25 protein-coding genes are annotated in these 17,088 nt (G+C 67.0%); 13 read left to right on the top strand and 12 right to left on the bottom strand.

All coding sequences use genetic code 11. The annotated features are described in order from the left end of the window. The first annotated feature begins 44 nt into the window (after positions 1-44). The 5 genes from MYCSM_RS34430 to MYCSM_RS34405 all read left to right on the top strand — a co-directional run bounded on the left by MYCSM_RS34430 (position 45) and on the right by MYCSM_RS34405 (position 5,195). A complete protein-coding gene (locus MYCSM_RS34430; protein WP_015298165.1) occupies positions 45-404 on the top strand; it encodes a hypothetical protein in 360 nt (119 codons plus the stop codon). A gap of 35 nt (positions 405-439) precedes the next feature. Further along, the gene (locus MYCSM_RS34425) at positions 440-1,048 is read left to right on the top strand and encodes a hypothetical protein (protein ID WP_015298164.1); all 609 of its coding nucleotides are present in this window, start codon (positions 440-442) and stop codon (positions 1,046-1,048) included. 719 nt (positions 1,049-1,767) lie between these two features. Continuing rightward, on the top strand, positions 1,768-4,218 hold the full coding sequence (locus MYCSM_RS34415; RefSeq protein ID WP_015298162.1) for a hypothetical protein: 2,451 nt from the start codon (positions 1,768-1,770) through the stop codon (positions 4,216-4,218). 12 nt (positions 4,219-4,230) lie between these two features. Beyond that, complete coding sequence (locus MYCSM_RS34410) at positions 4,231-4,815, top strand: hypothetical protein (protein WP_015298161.1); 585 nt, start codon at positions 4,231-4,233, stop codon at positions 4,813-4,815. A 5-nt stretch (positions 4,816-4,820) separates the two neighbouring features. Then, positions 4,821-5,195, top strand: a complete 375-nt coding sequence (locus MYCSM_RS34405; RefSeq protein ID WP_015298160.1) for a hypothetical protein — start codon at positions 4,821-4,823, stop codon at positions 5,193-5,195. Between the two features lie 241 nt (positions 5,196-5,436). Here MYCSM_RS34405 and MYCSM_RS34400 read toward each other — a convergent pair whose 3' ends face one another. Continuing rightward, a complete protein-coding gene (locus MYCSM_RS34400) occupies positions 5,437-5,700 on the bottom strand; it encodes a hypothetical protein (protein WP_015298159.1) in 264 nt (87 codons plus the stop codon). Further along, positions 5,701-5,931: a hypothetical protein gene (locus MYCSM_RS34395; RefSeq protein ID WP_015298158.1), complete on the bottom strand. Its 231-nt coding sequence runs from the start codon at positions 5,929-5,931 to the stop codon at positions 5,701-5,703. 76 nt (positions 5,932-6,007) lie between these two features. Here MYCSM_RS34395 and MYCSM_RS34390 point away from each other — a divergent pair, with 76 nt between their 5' ends. Then, the gene (locus MYCSM_RS34390; protein WP_157681635.1) at positions 6,008-6,292 is read left to right on the top strand and encodes a hypothetical protein; all 285 of its coding nucleotides are present in this window, start codon (positions 6,008-6,010) and stop codon (positions 6,290-6,292) included. A 24-nt stretch (positions 6,293-6,316) separates the two neighbouring features. On the opposite strand, the gene MYCSM_RS34385 is transcribed toward MYCSM_RS34390, so the two are convergent. After that, a complete protein-coding gene (locus MYCSM_RS34385; RefSeq protein WP_041316218.1) occupies positions 6,317-7,519 on the bottom strand; it encodes a hypothetical protein in 1,203 nt (400 codons plus the stop codon). 194 nt (positions 7,520-7,713) lie between these two features. Here MYCSM_RS34385 and MYCSM_RS34380 point away from each other — a divergent pair, with 194 nt between their 5' ends. From MYCSM_RS34380 to MYCSM_RS38825, 5 genes are read left to right on the top strand one after another with little or no spacing between them, the layout of a single operon-like run. Continuing rightward, positions 7,714-7,911, top strand: coding sequence for a hypothetical protein (locus MYCSM_RS34380; RefSeq protein WP_015298155.1), 198 nt, complete (start codon positions 7,714-7,716; stop codon positions 7,909-7,911). A gap of 47 nt (positions 7,912-7,958) precedes the next feature. Further along, complete coding sequence (locus MYCSM_RS34375) at positions 7,959-8,201, top strand: hypothetical protein (RefSeq protein ID WP_015298154.1); 243 nt, start codon at positions 7,959-7,961, stop codon at positions 8,199-8,201. Further along, entirely contained in the window at positions 8,198-8,521 is a 324-nt protein-coding gene (locus MYCSM_RS34370) for a type II toxin-antitoxin system PemK/MazF family toxin (RefSeq protein ID WP_015298153.1), read from the top strand. The genes MYCSM_RS34375 and MYCSM_RS34370 overlap by 4 nt, the downstream gene beginning before the upstream one ends. Beyond that, positions 8,518-9,159, top strand: a complete 642-nt coding sequence (locus MYCSM_RS34365) for a hypothetical protein (RefSeq protein WP_015298152.1) — start codon at positions 8,518-8,520, stop codon at positions 9,157-9,159. Before MYCSM_RS34370 ends, MYCSM_RS34365 begins: the two co-directional genes overlap by 4 nt. Further along, the gene (locus MYCSM_RS38825; RefSeq protein WP_015298151.1) at positions 9,156-9,290 is read left to right on the top strand and encodes a hypothetical protein; all 135 of its coding nucleotides are present in this window, start codon (positions 9,156-9,158) and stop codon (positions 9,288-9,290) included. The genes MYCSM_RS34365 and MYCSM_RS38825 overlap by 4 nt, the downstream gene beginning before the upstream one ends. On the opposite strand, the gene MYCSM_RS34360 is transcribed toward MYCSM_RS38825, so the two are convergent. The 5 genes from MYCSM_RS34360 to MYCSM_RS34340 form a co-directional block, all read right to left on the bottom strand. Then, positions 9,287-9,691, bottom strand: coding sequence for a hypothetical protein (locus MYCSM_RS34360; RefSeq protein WP_015298150.1), 405 nt, complete (start codon positions 9,689-9,691; stop codon positions 9,287-9,289). The genes MYCSM_RS38825 and MYCSM_RS34360 overlap by 4 nt on opposite strands. Further along, positions 9,678-9,995: a hypothetical protein gene (locus MYCSM_RS34355; RefSeq protein WP_015298149.1), complete on the bottom strand. Its 318-nt coding sequence runs from the start codon at positions 9,993-9,995 to the stop codon at positions 9,678-9,680. Before MYCSM_RS34355 ends, MYCSM_RS34360 begins: the two co-directional genes overlap by 14 nt. 94 nt (positions 9,996-10,089) lie before the next feature. Next, on the bottom strand, positions 10,090-10,572 hold the full coding sequence (locus tag MYCSM_RS34350; protein WP_015298148.1) for a hypothetical protein: 483 nt from the start codon (positions 10,570-10,572) through the stop codon (positions 10,090-10,092). 3 nt (positions 10,573-10,575) lie between these two features. Further along, complete coding sequence (gene acpM / locus MYCSM_RS37625; RefSeq protein ID WP_041316247.1) at positions 10,576-10,863, bottom strand: meromycolate extension acyl carrier protein AcpM; 288 nt, start codon at positions 10,861-10,863, stop codon at positions 10,576-10,578. 337 nt (positions 10,864-11,200) lie between these two features. Beyond that, complete coding sequence (locus tag MYCSM_RS34340; protein WP_015298146.1) at positions 11,201-12,214, bottom strand: hypothetical protein; 1,014 nt, start codon at positions 12,212-12,214, stop codon at positions 11,201-11,203. A gap of 181 nt (positions 12,215-12,395) precedes the next feature. On the opposite strand from MYCSM_RS34340, the gene MYCSM_RS34330 reads away from it, so the two are divergent. Then, a complete protein-coding gene (locus tag MYCSM_RS34330; protein WP_015298145.1) occupies positions 12,396-12,593 on the top strand; it encodes a hypothetical protein in 198 nt (65 codons plus the stop codon). Between the two features lie 206 nt (positions 12,594-12,799). Continuing rightward, entirely contained in the window at positions 12,800-15,385 is a 2,586-nt protein-coding gene (locus MYCSM_RS34325) for a DEAD/DEAH box helicase (protein ID WP_015298144.1), read from the top strand. A 17-nt stretch (positions 15,386-15,402) separates the two neighbouring features. On the opposite strand, the gene MYCSM_RS34320 is transcribed toward MYCSM_RS34325, so the two are convergent. The 4 genes from MYCSM_RS34320 to MYCSM_RS34305 all read right to left on the bottom strand — a co-directional run bounded on the left by MYCSM_RS34320 (position 15,403) and on the right by MYCSM_RS34305 (position 17,009). Next, positions 15,403-15,633: a hypothetical protein gene (locus tag MYCSM_RS34320; protein ID WP_157681633.1), complete on the bottom strand. Its 231-nt coding sequence runs from the start codon at positions 15,631-15,633 to the stop codon at positions 15,403-15,405. A 143-nt stretch (positions 15,634-15,776) separates the two neighbouring features. Beyond that, positions 15,777-16,064: a hypothetical protein gene (locus MYCSM_RS34315; protein ID WP_015298142.1), complete on the bottom strand. Its 288-nt coding sequence runs from the start codon at positions 16,062-16,064 to the stop codon at positions 15,777-15,779. Continuing rightward, the gene (locus tag MYCSM_RS34310; RefSeq protein WP_015298141.1) at positions 16,064-16,510 is read right to left on the bottom strand and encodes a hypothetical protein; all 447 of its coding nucleotides are present in this window, start codon (positions 16,508-16,510) and stop codon (positions 16,064-16,066) included. The genes MYCSM_RS34315 and MYCSM_RS34310 overlap by 1 nt, the downstream gene beginning before the upstream one ends. Positions 16,511-16,559: 49 nt before the next feature. Next, positions 16,560-17,009: a hypothetical protein gene (locus MYCSM_RS34305; protein WP_015298140.1), complete on the bottom strand. Its 450-nt coding sequence runs from the start codon at positions 17,007-17,009 to the stop codon at positions 16,560-16,562. Between the last annotated feature and the right edge of the window lie 79 nt (positions 17,010-17,088).

Here is a 17,088-nt window from a genome sequence, read left to right as displayed (position 1 = left end):
TTTTGCGGTTCCCAATGTCGTCCGGGCCTGGGACAATGGCCTCTATGGGCGCGAAATCCAAGCTCGACATCGAGACTGACCAGCTTCACAAGGCTGCGGCCAAGGCCGGTCAGACGCTGGCTGCCAGCGTCATCCCGACCATCACGCCGCCGATCCCCGCCGCGATGTCGCAGCTCGATATCGCGCTGGCCGCAGTGTCGGGAAAGGCGGAGCTGCTGCGCTCCAAGGTCGATGCCACCGACAGCACCTGGGCCACCAAGCAGTCCGGTGCGCTCGCCGAGGGGCCGACCGTTCTGCAGAGCCAGGACAAGGAAGCGGTACCTACCTACGAACAGCCCGTCACGACGTTCCCGATGCCAGGTGTTAACCCGATGCAGCCGCCCGGCGGCACGATGCCGGCCTGACGAGGACACTGGAGACCAGGACTAACGAGGGAGGGATGGACGTGTCGATCGCGCCACCTACCGCACCGCCGTATCCGTACCCACCGGCGCCGCAGAAGCCGCGTCGGCGGTGGCCTGCGCTGGCAGCCGCGGCAGCGGTCGGGGCGGTCGTCGCCGGTTCCGTCGCCACGCTGATCACCTTCGCCGTCACCAACCCGGCCTCGACAAGCAACACCGTGTCGTCGGCGCCATCAACGGTGACGGAGACCGCGGCGCCCGCGGCGGCGCCAGCACCGTTGCCAGTTGCCGAGGCCGACGCACAAACGTGCCGCGCCTGGAAGAACACCGACACTCTGGTGACGGCCGGAGCCGCTGCGATGAACGCCATCCCCGCCGGCATGAACATCACCGATCCCGCCGTTCAGAACAACCCAGCGTGGAAGGCGTCGGTCGCGCGCGCAGGCGACCTGTTCGGCCAGGCGGCCGACACCTTCGAGGCGGGTATCGCCGCTGGAGCCAACCCGACCCTGATGGGTGTCGCCGATACGACGGTCAGCGCCCTGCGGACCCTCTCGGAGGCGTACAAGTCGGTAGATCCGGCTAGCGGTAACGCCGTGGCGGTCTTCAAGGCCAGTCAGCAGGCCGTGGATTGGCTTTGCCAGTGAACCCGAAGCCATTTGGAGTCGATACGGCCTTCCCGCCGAACTCCCCGCAGGTGTCGCCGCCGGCCCCGCCGGGGTACCCGCCCTTTCCGCCGCCCGGATACCCGCCCGTGGTGCCCGCGCAGCGCGTTGACCGGGAGCGTCGTCGGAACCGATGGCCGTTAATTGTGGCGGCCGGTCTTGTAGGCGCCATTGTGGCGAGCACGGCGGCTGTCGCGATCACTCTGCAGTCCAGGGATACGTCGACCCCCTCGACAGCGGCGCCGGCCTCGCCCGTGACGGTCACCGTCCCAGCCCCGACACCGGCGCCTCCGGCACCTCTACCGACCGCCCAGGCAGATCGCCAGACCTGCCGGGATGGATATCTGGGTTCCGACGCCCCGTATAAGGCGGCCACCGACACTCTCGCCGTACTTCCTCCGGGTACAAAGATCTTGGATCCGGCGACGCAGCAGAATCCGGAATGGGCCGACGCCGTGCGTAAGGCCGGCGGACTCTACATTCAAGCGGCCGACATACTGCAGTCAAAGATCGCGCCCGGCTCGACTCCGGTTCTGTCAGAAGCCGCGACCACTGCAGCGAAGACATATCGGGTTCTTGGCAACTCATACAGGAACTTTGAGCCCATCGTCGGCAATGCGCGTGACATGGCTCAGGAGGTTTCTGACGAAATGGCAGCCCTGTGCACACGTCTCGCTCCCTAGCAGGAAGGATTGCGGGCCTTGGCATTCGCTGACATCTCGAAGCCCCACACGGAGCATTCGGAGGAGATTCTCGCTGGGGCGTGGCCGGAGTCCGACGTGATGGACTGGTCGGGCTATGCAATGACCTACTCGCAGAAGGCCAACGAGTTGTTCCAACAGCTCGATGCGCAGATGGACATCAAGCAAATCCTTGCTCCCATGAGCGGTGCGTTCATCGAAGCGGCTCGCGGGCTGGAGGCCGGACGAGAGACTGCGCTGCAGAACCGGATCGAGGCCTATCGGCAGATCTCCAAGAAAGCGCACTGGGCTGCCAACGAGCTGCAGTCAACTAAGCAGGACCTGGCCGAGATCGTGCATCAGGCCGAGGAGAATGTGAAGACGTCGCGCGACAACGCCGAGAAGGCAAAGGACGCTGCGCTGAAGGCTGCTCCGCTGGTTGCCCCGGCGGCGATCGCGGCGATCGAGGCACAGCTCGAAGCTAGCATCGCCGCGATCGTCGCGACCGCGAAAGCCGATGCCCATGCACGAGACATGCAGGGCGCCGCGACTGTGACAGCGCTTTCCACGGACATCGCTGAATGGAAAGATCCCTACGCCAACCACATGCTGCCCGAAGCTGGCGGCCTCCCCGGTATCGGCGCCCCCGCCGCACCACCTGCCATGCCCTTGCCACAAACCCCCGGCACCAGCGCGAAGCCAGTCGACTACACCGTTAAGAGTCAGAACACTCCTCAAGCAGCGAACACCGACGCGCCCCAAAAGAGTGCCACAACCGATCCAACGTCCAACTCGGACAGGCAGATTCAGCAGACCGCGTTCAAGCAGCCCGACAAGATTGATCCTTCGGACCTGGGTAAGGAGAAGCAGGCTGCGCCGATGTCGCCGCCATCGACATCCGCGCCCTCGACAGGCAGTTCTGGTGGGGGAAGCAGTAATCCGGCGTCTTCGATCGGCCAGATTTTCAAGCCGACGTCGTCAGGCAGCTCGTCGCCCGCGTCTTCTTCGTCGCCGGCATCGAGCAGCGCGAGTAGCCCTAGCTCGATGGCGCAGTCCGGCCAGCTGGCCAATGCGAATGGCGCGAATGCCGCCAACGGAGCTGGCGCGGCTAATGGAGCTGGTGCCGCGAGCGCGGCCGCCGGCCGCGGATCCGGGGTCGCCGGGCTGAGTTCGGGGATCGCGGAGTCGTCTGCTCGGATGGCAACGGGTGCGGTGAATAGCGCTGCAAATATTGCAAGTTCGGCAACCAACGTAGGCTCCAGCATTGCTCAGAACGTTGCGCAGGCGGCGGCGCAGGCGCCTGCAGCTGCCGCACCTGCGGCCGCGACGTCGCCGGCCTCGTTCGGTGGTTCAGGGGCAGCAGCGCCGCCGATGGCGATGATGGCGCCTCCGGCCGTGGGTGGAGGGGCGGCGCCGGTGACTCCGGTGACCTCGGCCGGCCCGCCGGCGGCGGCGGTTCCGACCACGCCTGCGGCTGCGGCGACTCCGGTAAGCGGGGCGGCACCGTCAGCCGCGGCGGCCGGCGGGGCGTCGGTGACACCCGTTCCGGTGCAAGGCCCGTCGATCCGTGGGATCGGCGCGGACGGGGCCAGCGGTGACATCATTTTCGATCAGGCGATGGACGCCGGCCGCGAGGTCATCACGGCGATGATCGCGCAGACCTTGGCCACCGGGTACGTCGAGATTCACTATGCAGCGTCGGTGATTTGGGATCGTGGCGGAACGATCTCGGCGTGGCTGGCGACCAGCGAGGGCGCGTCCTACATTCCGCTGGGCGTGCGGATCCCACAGGATGTGCGCCTGGCGGTGACGGACCCGATCGTCGGCCACCAGCTGTGGAACGCCGCCGCCGAAGCCGGCGGCTCCAACCCGCTCGAGACTGTGGTCCGGCAGGCCATGGCGCGCGAGCAGGCCGCGCCTGGCTCGCGCGTCCTGGCAGTGGCGTCGTCGCTTCCGCTGGGTCAGGTGATCGACTGGGCCGGCGAGGTGGGCGCTCGACCGGTCAGCATCAATGCCAAAGAGGTCGCCCGTGCCACGGCGGTCGATCCCACGGCGTCGCATCGCTGTGCGGTGGCGATGCCGTGGGAGTGGCGGCAGGCCAACGCATTTACCGATCAGGACATGCTGAAGGTGGCCGCTCGGCATTCGCAGATGGCGGCCTCTGTCGCGCAAATGAGCGGACAGGCCACCGACCGCGTCATCGACCTGTTCGAGGCGCGCAAGCCGATCGACGACGCCTTGTGGGCAGATGTCGCAAAGCAGCGGTTCATGGCCATGATCGAGTACCAGAGCGCGGTGTCCAACGCCGGCGCCGGCGGGGCGGATTCACCCGCACGATTGCTCGCCCAGGCCCGCGCTGCCGAAGTCGTTTTGTGCCTTCGCAATTACGACACCGTGGACGGTTGCGCAGACCTGCTGTATGCATCTCGGCTCGCGGGCGCGCCACTCAACCCGGCTGCCGCCGTGGCCTAACCGGGGGCGACGTTGGACACGATCCGCTGGTACATCAAAGGGCTGCTTGATCAGCCGTACGCCCCGACCTACGACTACTTCACCGTGCCGACCGTCACTGGCACGGGGTGGCTTGGGATGGTCCAGATTGCCGCGGTGAATCACTACAACGCCGTCAACGGAGCGCTGTACAGCGACCACATGGCGGCGCGGCAATCGTGGATCGAGTGCCGCGATCGCGTTCTCGGGTGGCTTCGGCTGCTCGACGCCGGTAATGACATCGACTGGGCTGCAGAGGAACTCCCGAAGGTTCCCGAGGTGCGCGGCGACGGCCGGGAGAGCACCACGACGATCTACGACTCGTTGGACGAGATCGCGGTGCTCGAAGGTCGACTCAACGCCGATCGCGTCAGCCTCAAGCGCGCGATCGCGTTCTACCTGGGCGCCGTGGACAACGCTGTGCAGAAGTTTGTCGAGTTCATCGACTGCGAAGACGACCCGGCCGAACAGAGGCGATTCGCCGAACACACCGTTTCAATCATCGACCAGTTCACCCGCCGAATCGAATTCATCCAGCAAGCCTGCCCGGCCGGCTCCGGACAGCGGCCCTTTGCGTGACGCCTATGACCGGTGCTGCACTATCGACCCCAAACCTGCTGTTCTACTTTCCGCAGGAATCCGTTGCCTCACTTGAGGATCGGTGGAAGGACTGGGTGGTGCGTGATGCCACGGTGTGCACGCGCAAGGATCAAAGCCAGGACGCTCCGGGAGTCCTGTTCGAGCTGCTGCGCACGCACATTCAGCTGCGGCCGGCATTGACGGAGGCGGTGGCGTTCGCCGAGCTGCACCTAGACCGGACTCGCAGCGCTGGTACAACGTTGATCTTCTATCCGTTTCTGCCGTGGCCATGGCCTCAGGCGATCGGGGCGCACCTGGCCGCCGGCGACCCGGACACCCTGTGGCTGATGCCGCGAGCACTCACTGTCGACGACTTCTGAACGGGTCGATTGTCGTGGAGGGGAAGACACCGAAGAAAGTGGTGGTGTCAAAGGATGCTGTGAAGCGCTCCGCTCGACGATCAGTGGAGGCGTCGGCCAAGTTGGAGGACCGGGTGGTTCCCCCCGATCATGAACGTTCACCCGAGGCGGAGGCTTACATCCGGCGATTCGCGCCACCGCACCAGCCCTGACCGCGGCGACGGTCGGACTTGGAGGTGTTGTCGTCCAGCGTGTTTCGGTTCTATGGGTGCGGGAAAATTGCCTCTATGCGTGGCCCTTCGGTGGACCAGAAGACCTTGTAGGGCGGGTGTCCGATGACGGGCAGTCGTAGCCGGATGCCCTCGTTGGTGGTGATCGCTGTCGACAGCGCGTGAGCCTGTCCTGGCAGCTGGAAGATCAGTTCGATCGTGTCGAGGACCGCGTTGTATAGGTCGACGTCGGGGCCTTGTTCCAGCTCGTCGAGTTGGGCGTCGGCAACCTCTGAGTAGTCGGCTTCGGCGCTCATCTAGCGGCGTTGGCGGGTGCGTCGCACTGTGGGGGAGGCGGTAGCTCTGGCGAGGAGGTCGCGCAGCTCGGGGTTGGAGTCGTACTCCTGCTGCGCGTCGGTGACGATGCGGGCCGGCTGCAGCAGAATGCTGCCGTCCTCGTTGACGCGCATGAGGAAGCGCTGGTTGGGCTGGCCGGGCAGTACTGCGCGGCTGCGTGCGTCGGTTTCGATGAGCGCTGGCTCGGTCATACCGTGATTCTATGCCCATTTGCCCACTGTGGGAATCGGTGCTGTGGGTGGGATGTCGCAGGTATCTTGCAAGCTCGTGACCAACGCTGATGACACCCCCGCCGTCCTACTGCCTGTGGCGACCGAGCGCGTCGACCCGTGGGAGAACTCCGACGACGAAGGCCGGTTCCGGTACTTCCTGGGCACACCACGGGGCGAGGCTGCGACTGTGCGACTGGCTGGCTTCCAGCGCGCCGACGGCACGCTCTACGACCTGGCGCTCAGCGTCGACGCCCAGGAGCCGTTGGATGCTGCGGCCGCAGAGCAGCTCATCGAGGACTTGGGTACGGCGCTGGAGGAGCTTCGACGTCTATCGCGGTGACCCCGGCCTGAAGACGGGCCTGGCTCAGGTCGCCTGTTTGGTGTTCTGTTTAGCGGCGCGGGCAGCGCGGGCGTCATCGCGTTTGCGGGAGCTGCCCGACCACATGGCGTACCGGGGGATCGGCCAGTTGAGGCGTTCGATCGCAGTCTCGATGGCGGGCTGTTTTAACGCGTCGAGGTTGAATGCGCGGTCGGTGGAGGGGAATCCGCCGAGCACGATCGGGTCGAGTAGGTACGGGTCGGGGCGCTTGCCGCCGGTGCGTTCGGGGGAGATGCGGCCGCGGCGCCGGCCTTCGACTGGGTCGTGCACGTCGATCAGCCGGAACTCGGCGAGGGTGTGGATGCTTTCGTAGGCCTCGTCGGAGAGGCCGAAGTGCTTGTCGCGCAGTGATTTCGCGAGATAGATCTGTCGCGGCGTCTCGCTGGTTGGGTTGCGGGGCAGGATGCGGTCGGCGTAGTGGCAGATGGCGAGGAACGTCGCCAGCTCCGACGGGGTGAGGATCATCGGCCAGCCGGCGGTGAAGAACGCGGCGGGCAGGCACAGGTATGCCGCGCTGTCGGGTTCGCCGGCCGGGACGGTGTAGGTGTGGCCGGATCCGTCCTCGGCGTTGAGGGTGTAGGTGGCGTACCGCTGCCGGTCGGGGCCGTAGTCGATGAGTTCCGCGCTTTGCAGCGCGTCGAGGGCGCGGTTGAAGACCCGGCGCTGGTTGCGGCGGTCGTTGCTCGGGAGCCCGATGAGTGAGGCTTCCGATGGCGCTCCGTCGACGTTGTAGACCGCTTTGCGGCGGCGAGGTCCGACGACGCCTGGGTCGCCGTGGGCGGCGCGGAAGGCCAGCATCTGCTGGACGAACAGGAGGGTGAGGTACAGCGCGATCGCGTACTGGTTCTTGCGGCGCAGGACTCGCGACAGCGGCGGCGGGAGCAGGGTGAGGTCGTCGGGGGCGTCTGGGGTGGCCACCTGCTGGGGTCCGTAGATGAACGGGCTGCGGATGGCGATGTAGTCGAGTTCGGGGTGGGCCAGGGCGGTGAGGCGTTCCGTGGCGCGGTCGATGGCTCGGCGGGTGACGCCGTCGCGCAGGTGCGCCAGGCGGCGTTCCCGTGCCTCGTAGAGGTTCTTCTCGGCGTTGCCGATGTAGACGGATTCGCGCGACGGTTCGGCGGCCCGCGCCAGGGCTGGGGGCACGGCGAAGAACCTCGTCAGTTCGTCGTCGGGCGGTGGACTAGTCACGATCAACAAATGTACCGAGTTAGCGGGTCCCGAGTTAGCGGGTTAAGCGTCAACGTCATAGATAACTGTCACTTATCCCGTCAACGTAGTCCTTCAACACCCGCGAACCTGGGCCTTTCAGGCGGGTGTGTGCAATCCAGATTTCCGGGAGTGTGCAGGTCGACAGTGTTTTCACGGAAGGACCGCACGACCTCATGACCGAGCAGCACGACACCACCTCGAACCCGACGCCCGGTTGGCGCGGCCGCGCTGGCGCGATCACCCGCGCCGTGACCGCCGTCGGCGCCGGCCTCGGCTACGACTACGCGACGCACGACGTCGGCCAGGCCCTGACCGTCACAGCGGTGGTGCTGAGCCTGCTGCGCGAGGGCTTCGGGCGCCCGCCGCAGTGACCTGCGACCTTCTGCCTGGTGTCCCGCATGCGTGCCACACTTATGCCATGGCCCGCAATCGCACCCGCGTGAGCACCACGGTCGACGCCGACCTGCTCGCCAGTGCACGCAGCCTGCGGACCGGAGCCAAGGACCACGCGCTGTTCGACGAGGCCCTGGGCGCGCTGCTGGCCGCCAACCGGGCCGCCGAGGTCGACGCGAGCTACGCCGCCTACGACGAGCACCCCGCCGACGAGCCCGACCAGTGGGGCGACGTCGCCGACTGGCGCCGATCTGCGGGCCGACGATGACGCTGCCGGCGCGCGGTGAGCTGTGGTGGTGCGAGGTCCCCGGCTCGGGTGCCCGGCCGGTGGTGGTGCTCTCCCGTGATGCGGCGATTCCGAAGCTGAGGCGGGTGCTGGTGGCGCCGTGCACGACGACGGTGCGCGGGTTGGCCAGCGAGGTGGTGCTCGACCCCAGTGACGATCCGGTACCTCAGCGGGCCGCGGTGAACCTGGATCTGGTCGAGAGCGTGCCGGTGACGGCGTTGGGAACGCGGTTGGGTCGGCTGGCGGACTCGAGAATGGCGGCGGTGTGCGCCGCGCTGGTGGTGGCGGTGGGCGGCCGGTGAGCCAGTACGCCGAATACGAGGCTCTGAGCGCCGTCGGGAACGCCTATCTGGAGTGGGTTGAGGTCAGTGCCCGGCTGGCGTCTGCGATGGACGCAGCGGCCGCTGCAGGGGCCGCGCCACCGGTGGCGGTCATGGATGCCGATTTCACCGCCGGCCTGCTGGTGGTGCGGGCGGCGATCGTGTTCGCCAGGGCCTGCCCACCGACGGGACCACACCTGGATGACCTGCCGGGGCCGGCGTTCGTGCAGGCACTGTTTCAGGCGGTGACGCCCGAGCTGCCCGGCGAGGTCGACGAGCTGGTCGCGGCGTGGGATCAGTGGCTTCCGCTGGTGGCGCAGTGGACGCCGGCCAGTGCTGAGCAGCCACCCCCGCGGCCGACGTCGACGTCGGTCACTCACGTCCTGGAGGTCGTCGACGCGTGGTTCGACGCCGGGCGTGACGCCGAGGATGAGCGGGTCATTCAGATGTTGACCGCGGCCGGCGGCACCAACGTCGGCACGTCGTATGCGACGACATCGGACGGCCGCCTGGTCACCACCACCCACATCACCGGCCTGCCAGTGAAGCCCGCGGATGATCCGGCGGGCCCGGTAGCACGGTGGTGGCGGCGAATCCGAAGACACCAGGGGGCGTCGTGAACGGCTGCCGGGCCGAGCTGTGCTCGATGTGGGGCGGCGACGAATGCTTGTGCGCGCTGTTCGGGTTCGATCCCGACGATCCCCCGCGTGATGGCACCTTCACGGTGGTCCTGCCCAACGATCCGGACTAGCGGTCGGCACTAACGTCCCAGGAGCCGTCCTGCCCGTAATCGGTGTCGTCGAGATCCCATGCTTGGCCGGCCGGGTCGAGGACGTGGTCGTGTTCGCAGGTGGGGCAGCGGAACACGGTGATCAGACCGACGAGGTGCTTGCCGCCGCGCAGGCGGGCACGCCCGATAGCTGTTGGCGCGCTGTGCTTGTCGGTCCAGATGCGGCCGATGTTGATCAACGCAGCCGAGGTGCTGCCGCATCGCGTGCAGCGGTCGGGGTGCTTGGGTGGCGGGCAGATCATCACGCCGCCGGTGTCGCCCCAGGCGCCCCATTCGACGGGTAGGCCGTCCCAGCGTGGTGGGAGGTCGTGCTCGCGCGGCCACAGTTCCAGGGACTGTTGGCGTGGATCAGTGCGCGGCATCGTCGATCGGTGCGGGGAGGTCGGCCATGCCGGCGCACGTGGCAGAAGGCTCTGGGATGAGGTGTCCGTTCGGGCCGACGGTGTAGCCGGTCGGTGGTGGAAGTGGCAGAGGGACAACGGTTCCGCCGCTGGCGTTCGCATATTGCTGGGCTTCGGTTTCTTCGGTGGCGGTGAAGACGCGGATCGCCTCGGGGCGGCCGGGAACCTTGACCATCATCGTGAAGTCGGACACCTGGACGTTGTCGGTCCGCTTGCGCGGCTTCTGCGTGACGTGGTGCGGGGACGGTTCGCCGGGTTTGCTCACATGGTCATTGTCGGGGCGGGCACCGACATCGCCCTGTATTGCTCAGGCCGGCGCTCGCCGTTCGTCGACCGCAGCACCACGTCGAGGCCCCATCTCAGCCCCGCATGTTGGCGAACGGCAGGCGGCCGTGATGTTTGCGGAATTGGGCGATCATCGCCGTCTCGGTGGCGGCGGCGGCGCCTTCGTCGGTGGCGCGCCATCCCACGAGCAGGTCGGCGTGGTCGGCGAGCTGCCAGATGCGGCGGCCGCCTGTGTGGCCGACCGGTTCGCCGGCACCATGACGGCGGAACTCGTCGAGACGCTTGCGCAGGCCGCGGCGTCCGCTGGCGCCGGCGTTGGCCTTGCCGATGTAGACGATGCGGGTGCCGGGCACCCACAGCGCGTGCAGCTCGGCGATGGGCACCGTTGGGTCCTTGCCCTTGAAGTGGCCGGCCGGCGAGGAGTCCAGGAACGCCGGGGGATCGTCGGTGGGCCGGACGATCACGTACACGCCGGGGCAGGTCGGTACGTCGGTGGTCGGCAGGGCGGCGAACGGCACCCAGCCGGTGAACCCGGCCAGGTCGATCGGCTCCGTCATCGGTTAGGCGTCCCACTCCCTCATGTCGAACACCTCCAACGCCGCCGCGGCGGCCTCCGGGTTCTCCTCTTCGAGCTTCTGGATGTAGGCGACGACGTCGCCGACGGTGCGCAGACCGGCGAGGTCCTCGTCGGGGATCTTCACGCCGTACTTGTCCTCGGTCTGGACGGCGATCTCGACCATCGACAGCGAGTCGATGTCGAGGTCGTCGACGAAGCTCTTCTCCAGGGTCACCTCGGACGGCTCGATACCGGTGACCTCCTCGACGATTTCGGCGATGCCCGCGATGATCTCGTCGACGTGCGCACCTCGCCGTTGCGGCGGCCGAGGGCGGAATGCCTGTTCGGTGTGCGCGAGGAGTTCGGCGTGTCCCGTCGACGACGTGGTCGGGTTGCCCGCATCTGGTGCGGCCAGCAGCTCGCGCAGGTGCTTATCCATCGGATCGGTGTCGGTGTCGTCGTCAGTGTCGGTGGCAGCAGCAGTAGCAGCTGCGGTCACGACTTGCGCGATCCTCTCGGCGCGCTGGCGAGAAACACGGCCGCGCGCGGCACGGGCCTCCGCCGTGCCGAGCGGAGACTCCTCGATCAGGCGCCGAAAGTCGGCCAGCGCCTTGGTGTCTGCATCGTGTTCACTCATCGTGGTTCCCCTCCAGTTGGGAACGGGCTCTGCGACGAAGTCGTCGCAGGGTGTTGGAAATCTCGTCGGATGTCTCGCCGAGGTATTCGGCGATTTGGTTGACCGTCAGCCCTTGGTCGCGAAGGTCAAGGATTGCGCGTTCTCGGTCGTCGAGCTGAAGCTGAGCTTCGGTGTTGTTGAGGTCTTCGAGCTGGATCAGCGCCTCCGATGTGGGGTCGCGGTGCGCTTCGGGTGGGCGCGGTTCTTGTTCGGTGTAGCCGTGGATGTCGGTGGGGTCGGCGGTGGTTTCGTGGTCTCGCCATTCGCCGAGGTTGCTCTGCCAGGTCCGGAACTCGTTGCCGAACACCAGCAGGCAGGTGTTGATGAAGAACGTGGTGATCGCGGCGCCGCCATCTTCGTGCCATCCGCGCCCTGCGGCCGTTTCCTCCTGGAACTTCAGCAGCGCCGCGGTCACAACTGCGTCGGCGAGGTCCTGGCGGAGCGTCTCGTCGGTGCGCAGCAGGTGCTTGTCGATGCCGGTGGCCTTGACGCCGCGGTGCCTGTCGCGCAGTTCGGTGTAGATCTGGCCGGTGATCAGCCAGCCCTCGATGACACCGAGGCCGTATTCAGCGAGGACGGTGACGAGTTCTTTCCACCGCGGGCCGCGGAATCCGTCTGCCCTGACCAGGCGGTACAACCTGACGGCCTCCTCGTTCCGATGGCGTGCCTCGTCATCATCGGGCAGTGGTGGAGAGTCGCGTGCTGAATCCGTGGTCGTGTCGTGCGGGTCTGCGTCGTCGGGCGCCTCGTCGTTGAGTTCGTCGTCGTTGAGTTCGTCGTCGTCGAGTTCGTCGTCGCTTTCGCTGTACTTCGGCATCGTCAGGACGACGTCGTCGTCGACCGAGTTTCCGTCGGTGCGTACCTCCTCGACGCCGCCGTCGCCCACGACGTGGAAGGAGTTCGACTCGTGGTCGCGCGGCGGCACGCTCTCGTCGCCTCCGTCACCCAAAGTGGTCACGCTGTCCACAGGCCACCTCCTTCCGGATTGTTCGCCTTACTTGACTTATATGTGCGCGGGGGCTGGCTACAGACCACCCGATGGTTGTGATTTGGATCACTCGCCGTGGCCGTCCCGACAGGGGCGGTCCTGCACATATAAGTCCTGGTAGATGGGCAATTTCGCCCATCGGCCGAACAGGGAGAGTCCAATGAGTGAAGTGAACGGCTCCGGCCGTAGGCAAGAGCAGTCCCGCGTCCGCGGTGTCGCGGTCCGGTGTGCCGGCAGGATCGTCGTGCGCGTGTGCGCCGCGGTGGTCATCGGCCTGCTGGCGCCGCATGTACCGGGGGTCGAACCGCCGCACGGCAACTTCCACCCTGACGTCTGCGTCGTCGACGACCGCACCTGATCAGCCGGGAACTCTCCTCGGCTGATCTACTGCTCACCCCAACAGGGCCACCGGAGATCCGGTGGCCCTGTTTCACGTTCTGGTCCATGTTCGGCGGCACGCTAAAGCCTTACGGCGGCCGTATTCGCCTGAAGTGCGATGCTGATGCCAGCGCGCGCGACGGCGTCACCTCAGCAACCGCCCACCGATGGAGGAGAGATCACATCGTGGCGAGACGATCGCCAGGCCACCTCAAGCTGCGCGACTACCAACGAGCCGCGGTCCGGGCCGTGGACCCCAGCCTGGAGCGCGCCCTGTGCGTCGCGGCGTGCGGCACCGGCAAGACGCTGATGGCCGTGCACGCCGCGGCCCGACTGCTCGCCGGCGGTTCGGATGCGGTGCTGGTCGTGTTCCCCACGCTGGGGTTGTTGGAGCAGACGTATCGCACCTGGCAGCGTGAATCACCGTTCCGGTTCACTGCTATCGCGGTGTGCTCGAACCACATTCGTGACACCGAGGACATCCACAGCGACGAGCTGTCGGTGGACAGCACGACCTCGCCCGAGGTGTTGGCCCGGTGGCGCAGTGAGCTGACCGGTGTGGGTGTGGTCTTGTGCACGTATCAGTCGCTCGGGGTCGTCGCCGCCGCGCATCGCGACCTGGGGATGGCGGCGTGGACGGTCATGGTGTGCGACGAGGCGCACCGGACCGCGGGATTGAAGGGCAAGCCGTTCGGTGTTGCGCTCAATTCGGCGAAGATCCCGGCTGCGCATCGGTTGTTCTACACGGCCACTCCGAAGGTCCACAGCGGCCCGCGTACGCGCAGTGGAAAGCCGCGGCGGCGGACCGTGGCGTCGATGGACGACACCGGGCTCTACGGCCCGCAGGTGTTCACGCTTCCGACTCGGGTGGCGATCGAGCGGGGCATCCTGTCGCCGTTCAAGGTGGCGGTCATCGCCGTGTCGAATACCGCCGTGCGGTCCGCCCTGAAGGACTTGCGGACGATCAGCTTGGCCGCCGGCGAGGACGGGAGTGCGCGTGCTGATCATGTCGCTGCGGCGATCGCGTTGACACAGGCTGCATCCGACTACCAGTTGTCGAGTGTGTTGGCGTTTCACAACACCATCGACGCCAGCGCGCAGTTCGCGGCGACGTTTCGCCGGACCCATGCGCTATTGACCGCCAAGGGGTTGGTCCGCGACGGGCGTGCTGCTGGGATCGTGCACATCGACGGGCGAACCAAGTTGCGTGATCGTCTCGCTGCGACGGACACCCTCGCGGTGCAGGATCCGGGTCAGTGGAACATCGTGACCAACGCCCGGTGTTTGACCGAGGGCATCAACATTCCGGCGTTGGATGCGGTGTTGTTCGCAGAGCCGCGGTCCTCGGAGATCGACGTCGCCCAGGCCGTGGGCCGGGCGATCCGCAGGAACCCGTATCACGATCGGCCGGCGCTGATCGTGTTGGCGGTGACCGTCGCCGACGACGAGGATGCCGAAAGCGTCATCAACATCAGCGAATTCAAGCGGGCCCGGCAGGTGCTGCGCGCCCTGCAGAGCCATGACCCGAGCCTGCGCCGCGATCTGGCGGTGGTGCGGGAGCGGATGACTGACTCGACGCGTGAGGACGCGGACATCTTCGAGAGCGACATCCTCGACGTCCACTTGCCGGCGAAGCTGTCGCGGCGCCTGGCCGATCAGTTCTTCCGCGCGTTCAGCATCCACACTGTGGACACGTTGACTCGCCGCTGGGAGGAGGCTTTCGCCGGTGCGGCCGAGTTCGCAGCGGAGCACGGCCACATGCGGGTGCCGCGCGGGTACCGGACAGCACTGGGCATCGACCTGCACACCTGGATTGGGCATCAGCGGCAACTACATCGCAATGGGCAGCTGCTCGCCGAACGGGTGGAGCGGTTGGAGGGATTACCCGGATGGAGCTGGAACGCGCGAGATTCCGACTGGATGCGGCACCTGGCCGCGCTACAGGCGTTCAGTGCCGAACACGGCCACACCGCACCAGGGCACCGCTATCGCACCGCAGACGGGCTCCCGCTTGGGATCTGGGTGCAGAACCAGCGCACCACCTACCGCAACGGGTCCATGCCGGCCGAGCGGGTCGCACTGCTGGAGGCGGTGCCGGGGTGGACGTGGCGGGTTCTGGACAACGCCTGGGAGCGCAACTTCGCCGCTGCGGTGGCCTACGTTGCCGAGCATGGCCATGCCCGGCCGGCCAAGGACACCTCGGTTGACGGTCTGGCTGTGGGCAACTGGGTGGCGATTCAGCGCAAGCTGCGCAACGAGGGACGGCTCGACCCTGAGCGGGCGGAACGCCTTGCGGGGTTGCCGGGTTGGACGTGGAACGCGCTGGAGAGCGTCTGGGATGAGAACTTCGCGGCGTTGGTTCAGTACGTCGAGGAACACGGTGATGCCCGGCCGGCGCAGGACTTCCGGACCGGTGACGGCTTCGCCCTTGGTCACTGGGTGACTGACCAGCGGCGCCGGCGCGCCAAGTTGTCCGAGGATCGCAGGTCGCGGCTGGAGTCGCTGCCGGGGTGGGCGTGGGACCCGGCGGGTGCTCGGTGGGCTGAGAACTTGGCGAAGCTAACGGATTTCGCTGCCCAGCAAGGTCATTCGTATCCGCCGCGTGACCAGTCCTCGCCGGAGTTGATGAAGCTAAATCAGTGGGTGGTCACCTTGCGGCGACCGGGGCGCCGTGAGCGGCTCACCGTCGAGCAGCGCGAGCAGCTCGAATCTCTTCCCGGCTGGTCGTGGGAACCGCGGCGTCACGGGCGTCGCACTGCACGGCAGGCGTGACCGCCCAGGGCAGGTCCTCAGATCAGTGCTGAGGCAAACAGCAGTACCAGCAAGCCGGTGCAAACGAACAGCAGCGTTATCCCGAACGCCCACCGGATGATTTGGCGCTTGACCGCGCGTTCGGCGTGCTCCTCTGGCGGTATGCCCTGGCGGATCCAGGCATTGGCTTTCGTCGGTCGCACCGTGTCGAACTCGCCGGGTTGCAGTAGGGCGCCGGCGTGGATTTCTTCGAGTCGCTGAGGGCTCACGTCGATTCCCAGCCGTTCAAGCCTTCGGCTTTGCGCCTGAGCCGCCTTGTGATTCACCATGTGACGTCTATTTCCTCCGAGTCGACTTGTTCCTATCGTCGCAGCGTGGACTGACATCCGGGGTTGGCGGCCACCCGATGGTTTCAGCGGCGACGCTTGCGGCGTTCGGTGGCGAGGTCGACGGCCCCGTGCGCTTCTGCGACGCCGGCGGCGATGCGGTCGGCTAGCTCGCCGATCACCTCGTCGGTGACGTAGACCTTGGCGGCCTGGCGGCCGATGCGCATCATGCGGGCTACGAAGTCGAGGTGGTCACTGATGTCGTGACGCACCGCGTCTTCAAGGCCGTCGGTCATGGGCAGGTGATGACGATTGGTGAGCTGGCTGATGAGCAGTTCCGTGCGGTCGTCGAGCCAGGGAGATCGTCGCGGCATCAGCGGCGCCGGCCCAAGCTCGGCGCGCCGCCGGAGACGCTGCCGGGCTGGCGCACGCGGTCGGTGTCGGCGCGGCTATCGGGAAGGTCGGTGCGGTCGGTGAGCTTGGGGATACGGGTGCCGGGTGTCCGCGGGGGCGGGGCCGCGTTGCGGACACCCTTCGATCGTGTGCCGAACGCCGGTGCGTAGCCGCCCGGCTTGAGCCAGGAGGGCACCACCGCGCGGATCGGTTTGTCGTCGGTGCCGTGGCATCGCCCACCGCGGCGGGTCGAGTGGACCGGCAGCAGCCCAGTAGAGGTCAGCGTCTTGGGGAAGTATCCGCAGGCCGAGCAGACGGCGCATCGCCGCTCAGCGTCCGGTGTGGCCCTCTTGGCGGCGCGTCGCTTGGCCGCCATTCGACGCTCGGCGGTCGGGTTGATCTTTTTGGCTCGGCGCTCGGCTGCCATGCAGGAACGGTACCGGCCAGCGCCTAACCAGTGCGTCCGTTTGCCGGTGCTACCAGGACCGCAGGATGCGGTCGGTGCGGGCGGCAGTGTTCATGCGTAGAGAGCGGCGGCGGTGGCGTTCGTCGCGGGCGAAGCGCCGGCTCAGGGTCCACTCTTGGCGGGGGCTGGGTGCGCTGTTGATCAGGTGGGTGATCTGCTCGTCGGTGAGGTCGGCCGGGTCGCCGTGGGCGTCGTTGCCGGTGATGACGATGTCGCCGCGCAGCAGCGGGACCTGGTGGGCGGTGAACGTCGTGGTGGCCAGCAGCAGTTCGGTGGCCAGACGGTTGACCAGGGTGTGGGCGGGGTGTCGCGACGGGGTGAACCAGAACGCCAACGTTCCGTCGATGCTGGTGGCCGATTCGAGGCTGTGCTCGCGCACGAGGTCGGCGATGTCGCCGCGGCCTTGCACGTGCACGCGATACAGATGGCCGTCGTGGTTGGCGTGCAAAGCGTTGAACATCGTGTTGAGGTCCCCGATCGTGTTGCTGGTGTCCTGATGCTAAGTCCGGTTTTGGACACCGTTGGCGATCACTTTCGGG

The sequence above is a fragment of the Mycobacterium sp. JS623 genome (assembly GCF_000328565.1).
Taxonomy (GTDB): domain Bacteria; phylum Actinomycetota; class Actinomycetes; order Mycobacteriales; family Mycobacteriaceae; genus Mycobacterium.
This window is presented reverse-complemented; position numbering and strand designations above follow the sequence as displayed.

Coding starts and splice junctions, on each gene's coding strand:
- MYCSM_RS34430 (WP_015298165.1), top strand. CDS start 45: ATGGGCGCGAAATCCAAGCTCGACATCGAGACTGACCAGCTTCACAAG.
- MYCSM_RS34425 (WP_015298164.1), top strand. CDS start 440: ATGGACGTGTCGATCGCGCCACCTACCGCACCGCCGTATCCGTACCCA.
- MYCSM_RS34405 (WP_015298160.1), top strand. CDS start 4,821: ATGACCGGTGCTGCACTATCGACCCCAAACCTGCTGTTCTACTTTCCG.
- MYCSM_RS34400 (WP_015298159.1), bottom strand. CDS start 5,700: ATGAGCGCCGAAGCCGACTACTCAGAGGTTGCCGACGCCCAACTCGAC.
- MYCSM_RS34395 (WP_015298158.1), bottom strand. CDS start 5,931: ATGACCGAGCCAGCGCTCATCGAAACCGACGCACGCAGCCGCGCAGTA.
- MYCSM_RS34380 (WP_015298155.1), top strand. CDS start 7,714: ATGACCGAGCAGCACGACACCACCTCGAACCCGACGCCCGGTTGGCGC.
- MYCSM_RS34375 (WP_015298154.1), top strand. CDS start 7,959: ATGGCCCGCAATCGCACCCGCGTGAGCACCACGGTCGACGCCGACCTG.
- MYCSM_RS34370 (WP_015298153.1), top strand. CDS start 8,198: ATGACGCTGCCGGCGCGCGGTGAGCTGTGGTGGTGCGAGGTCCCCGGC.
- MYCSM_RS34360 (WP_015298150.1), bottom strand. CDS start 9,691: ATGCCGCGCACTGATCCACGCCAACAGTCCCTGGAACTGTGGCCGCGC.
- MYCSM_RS34350 (WP_015298148.1), bottom strand. CDS start 10,572: ATGACGGAGCCGATCGACCTGGCCGGGTTCACCGGCTGGGTGCCGTTC.
- MYCSM_RS34330 (WP_015298145.1), top strand. CDS start 12,396: ATGAGTGAAGTGAACGGCTCCGGCCGTAGGCAAGAGCAGTCCCGCGTC.
- MYCSM_RS34315 (WP_015298142.1), bottom strand. CDS start 16,064: ATGCCGCGACGATCTCCCTGGCTCGACGACCGCACGGAACTGCTCATC.
- MYCSM_RS34310 (WP_015298141.1), bottom strand. CDS start 16,510: ATGGCAGCCGAGCGCCGAGCCAAAAAGATCAACCCGACCGCCGAGCGT.
- MYCSM_RS34305 (WP_015298140.1), bottom strand. CDS start 17,009: ATGTTCAACGCTTTGCACGCCAACCACGACGGCCATCTGTATCGCGTG.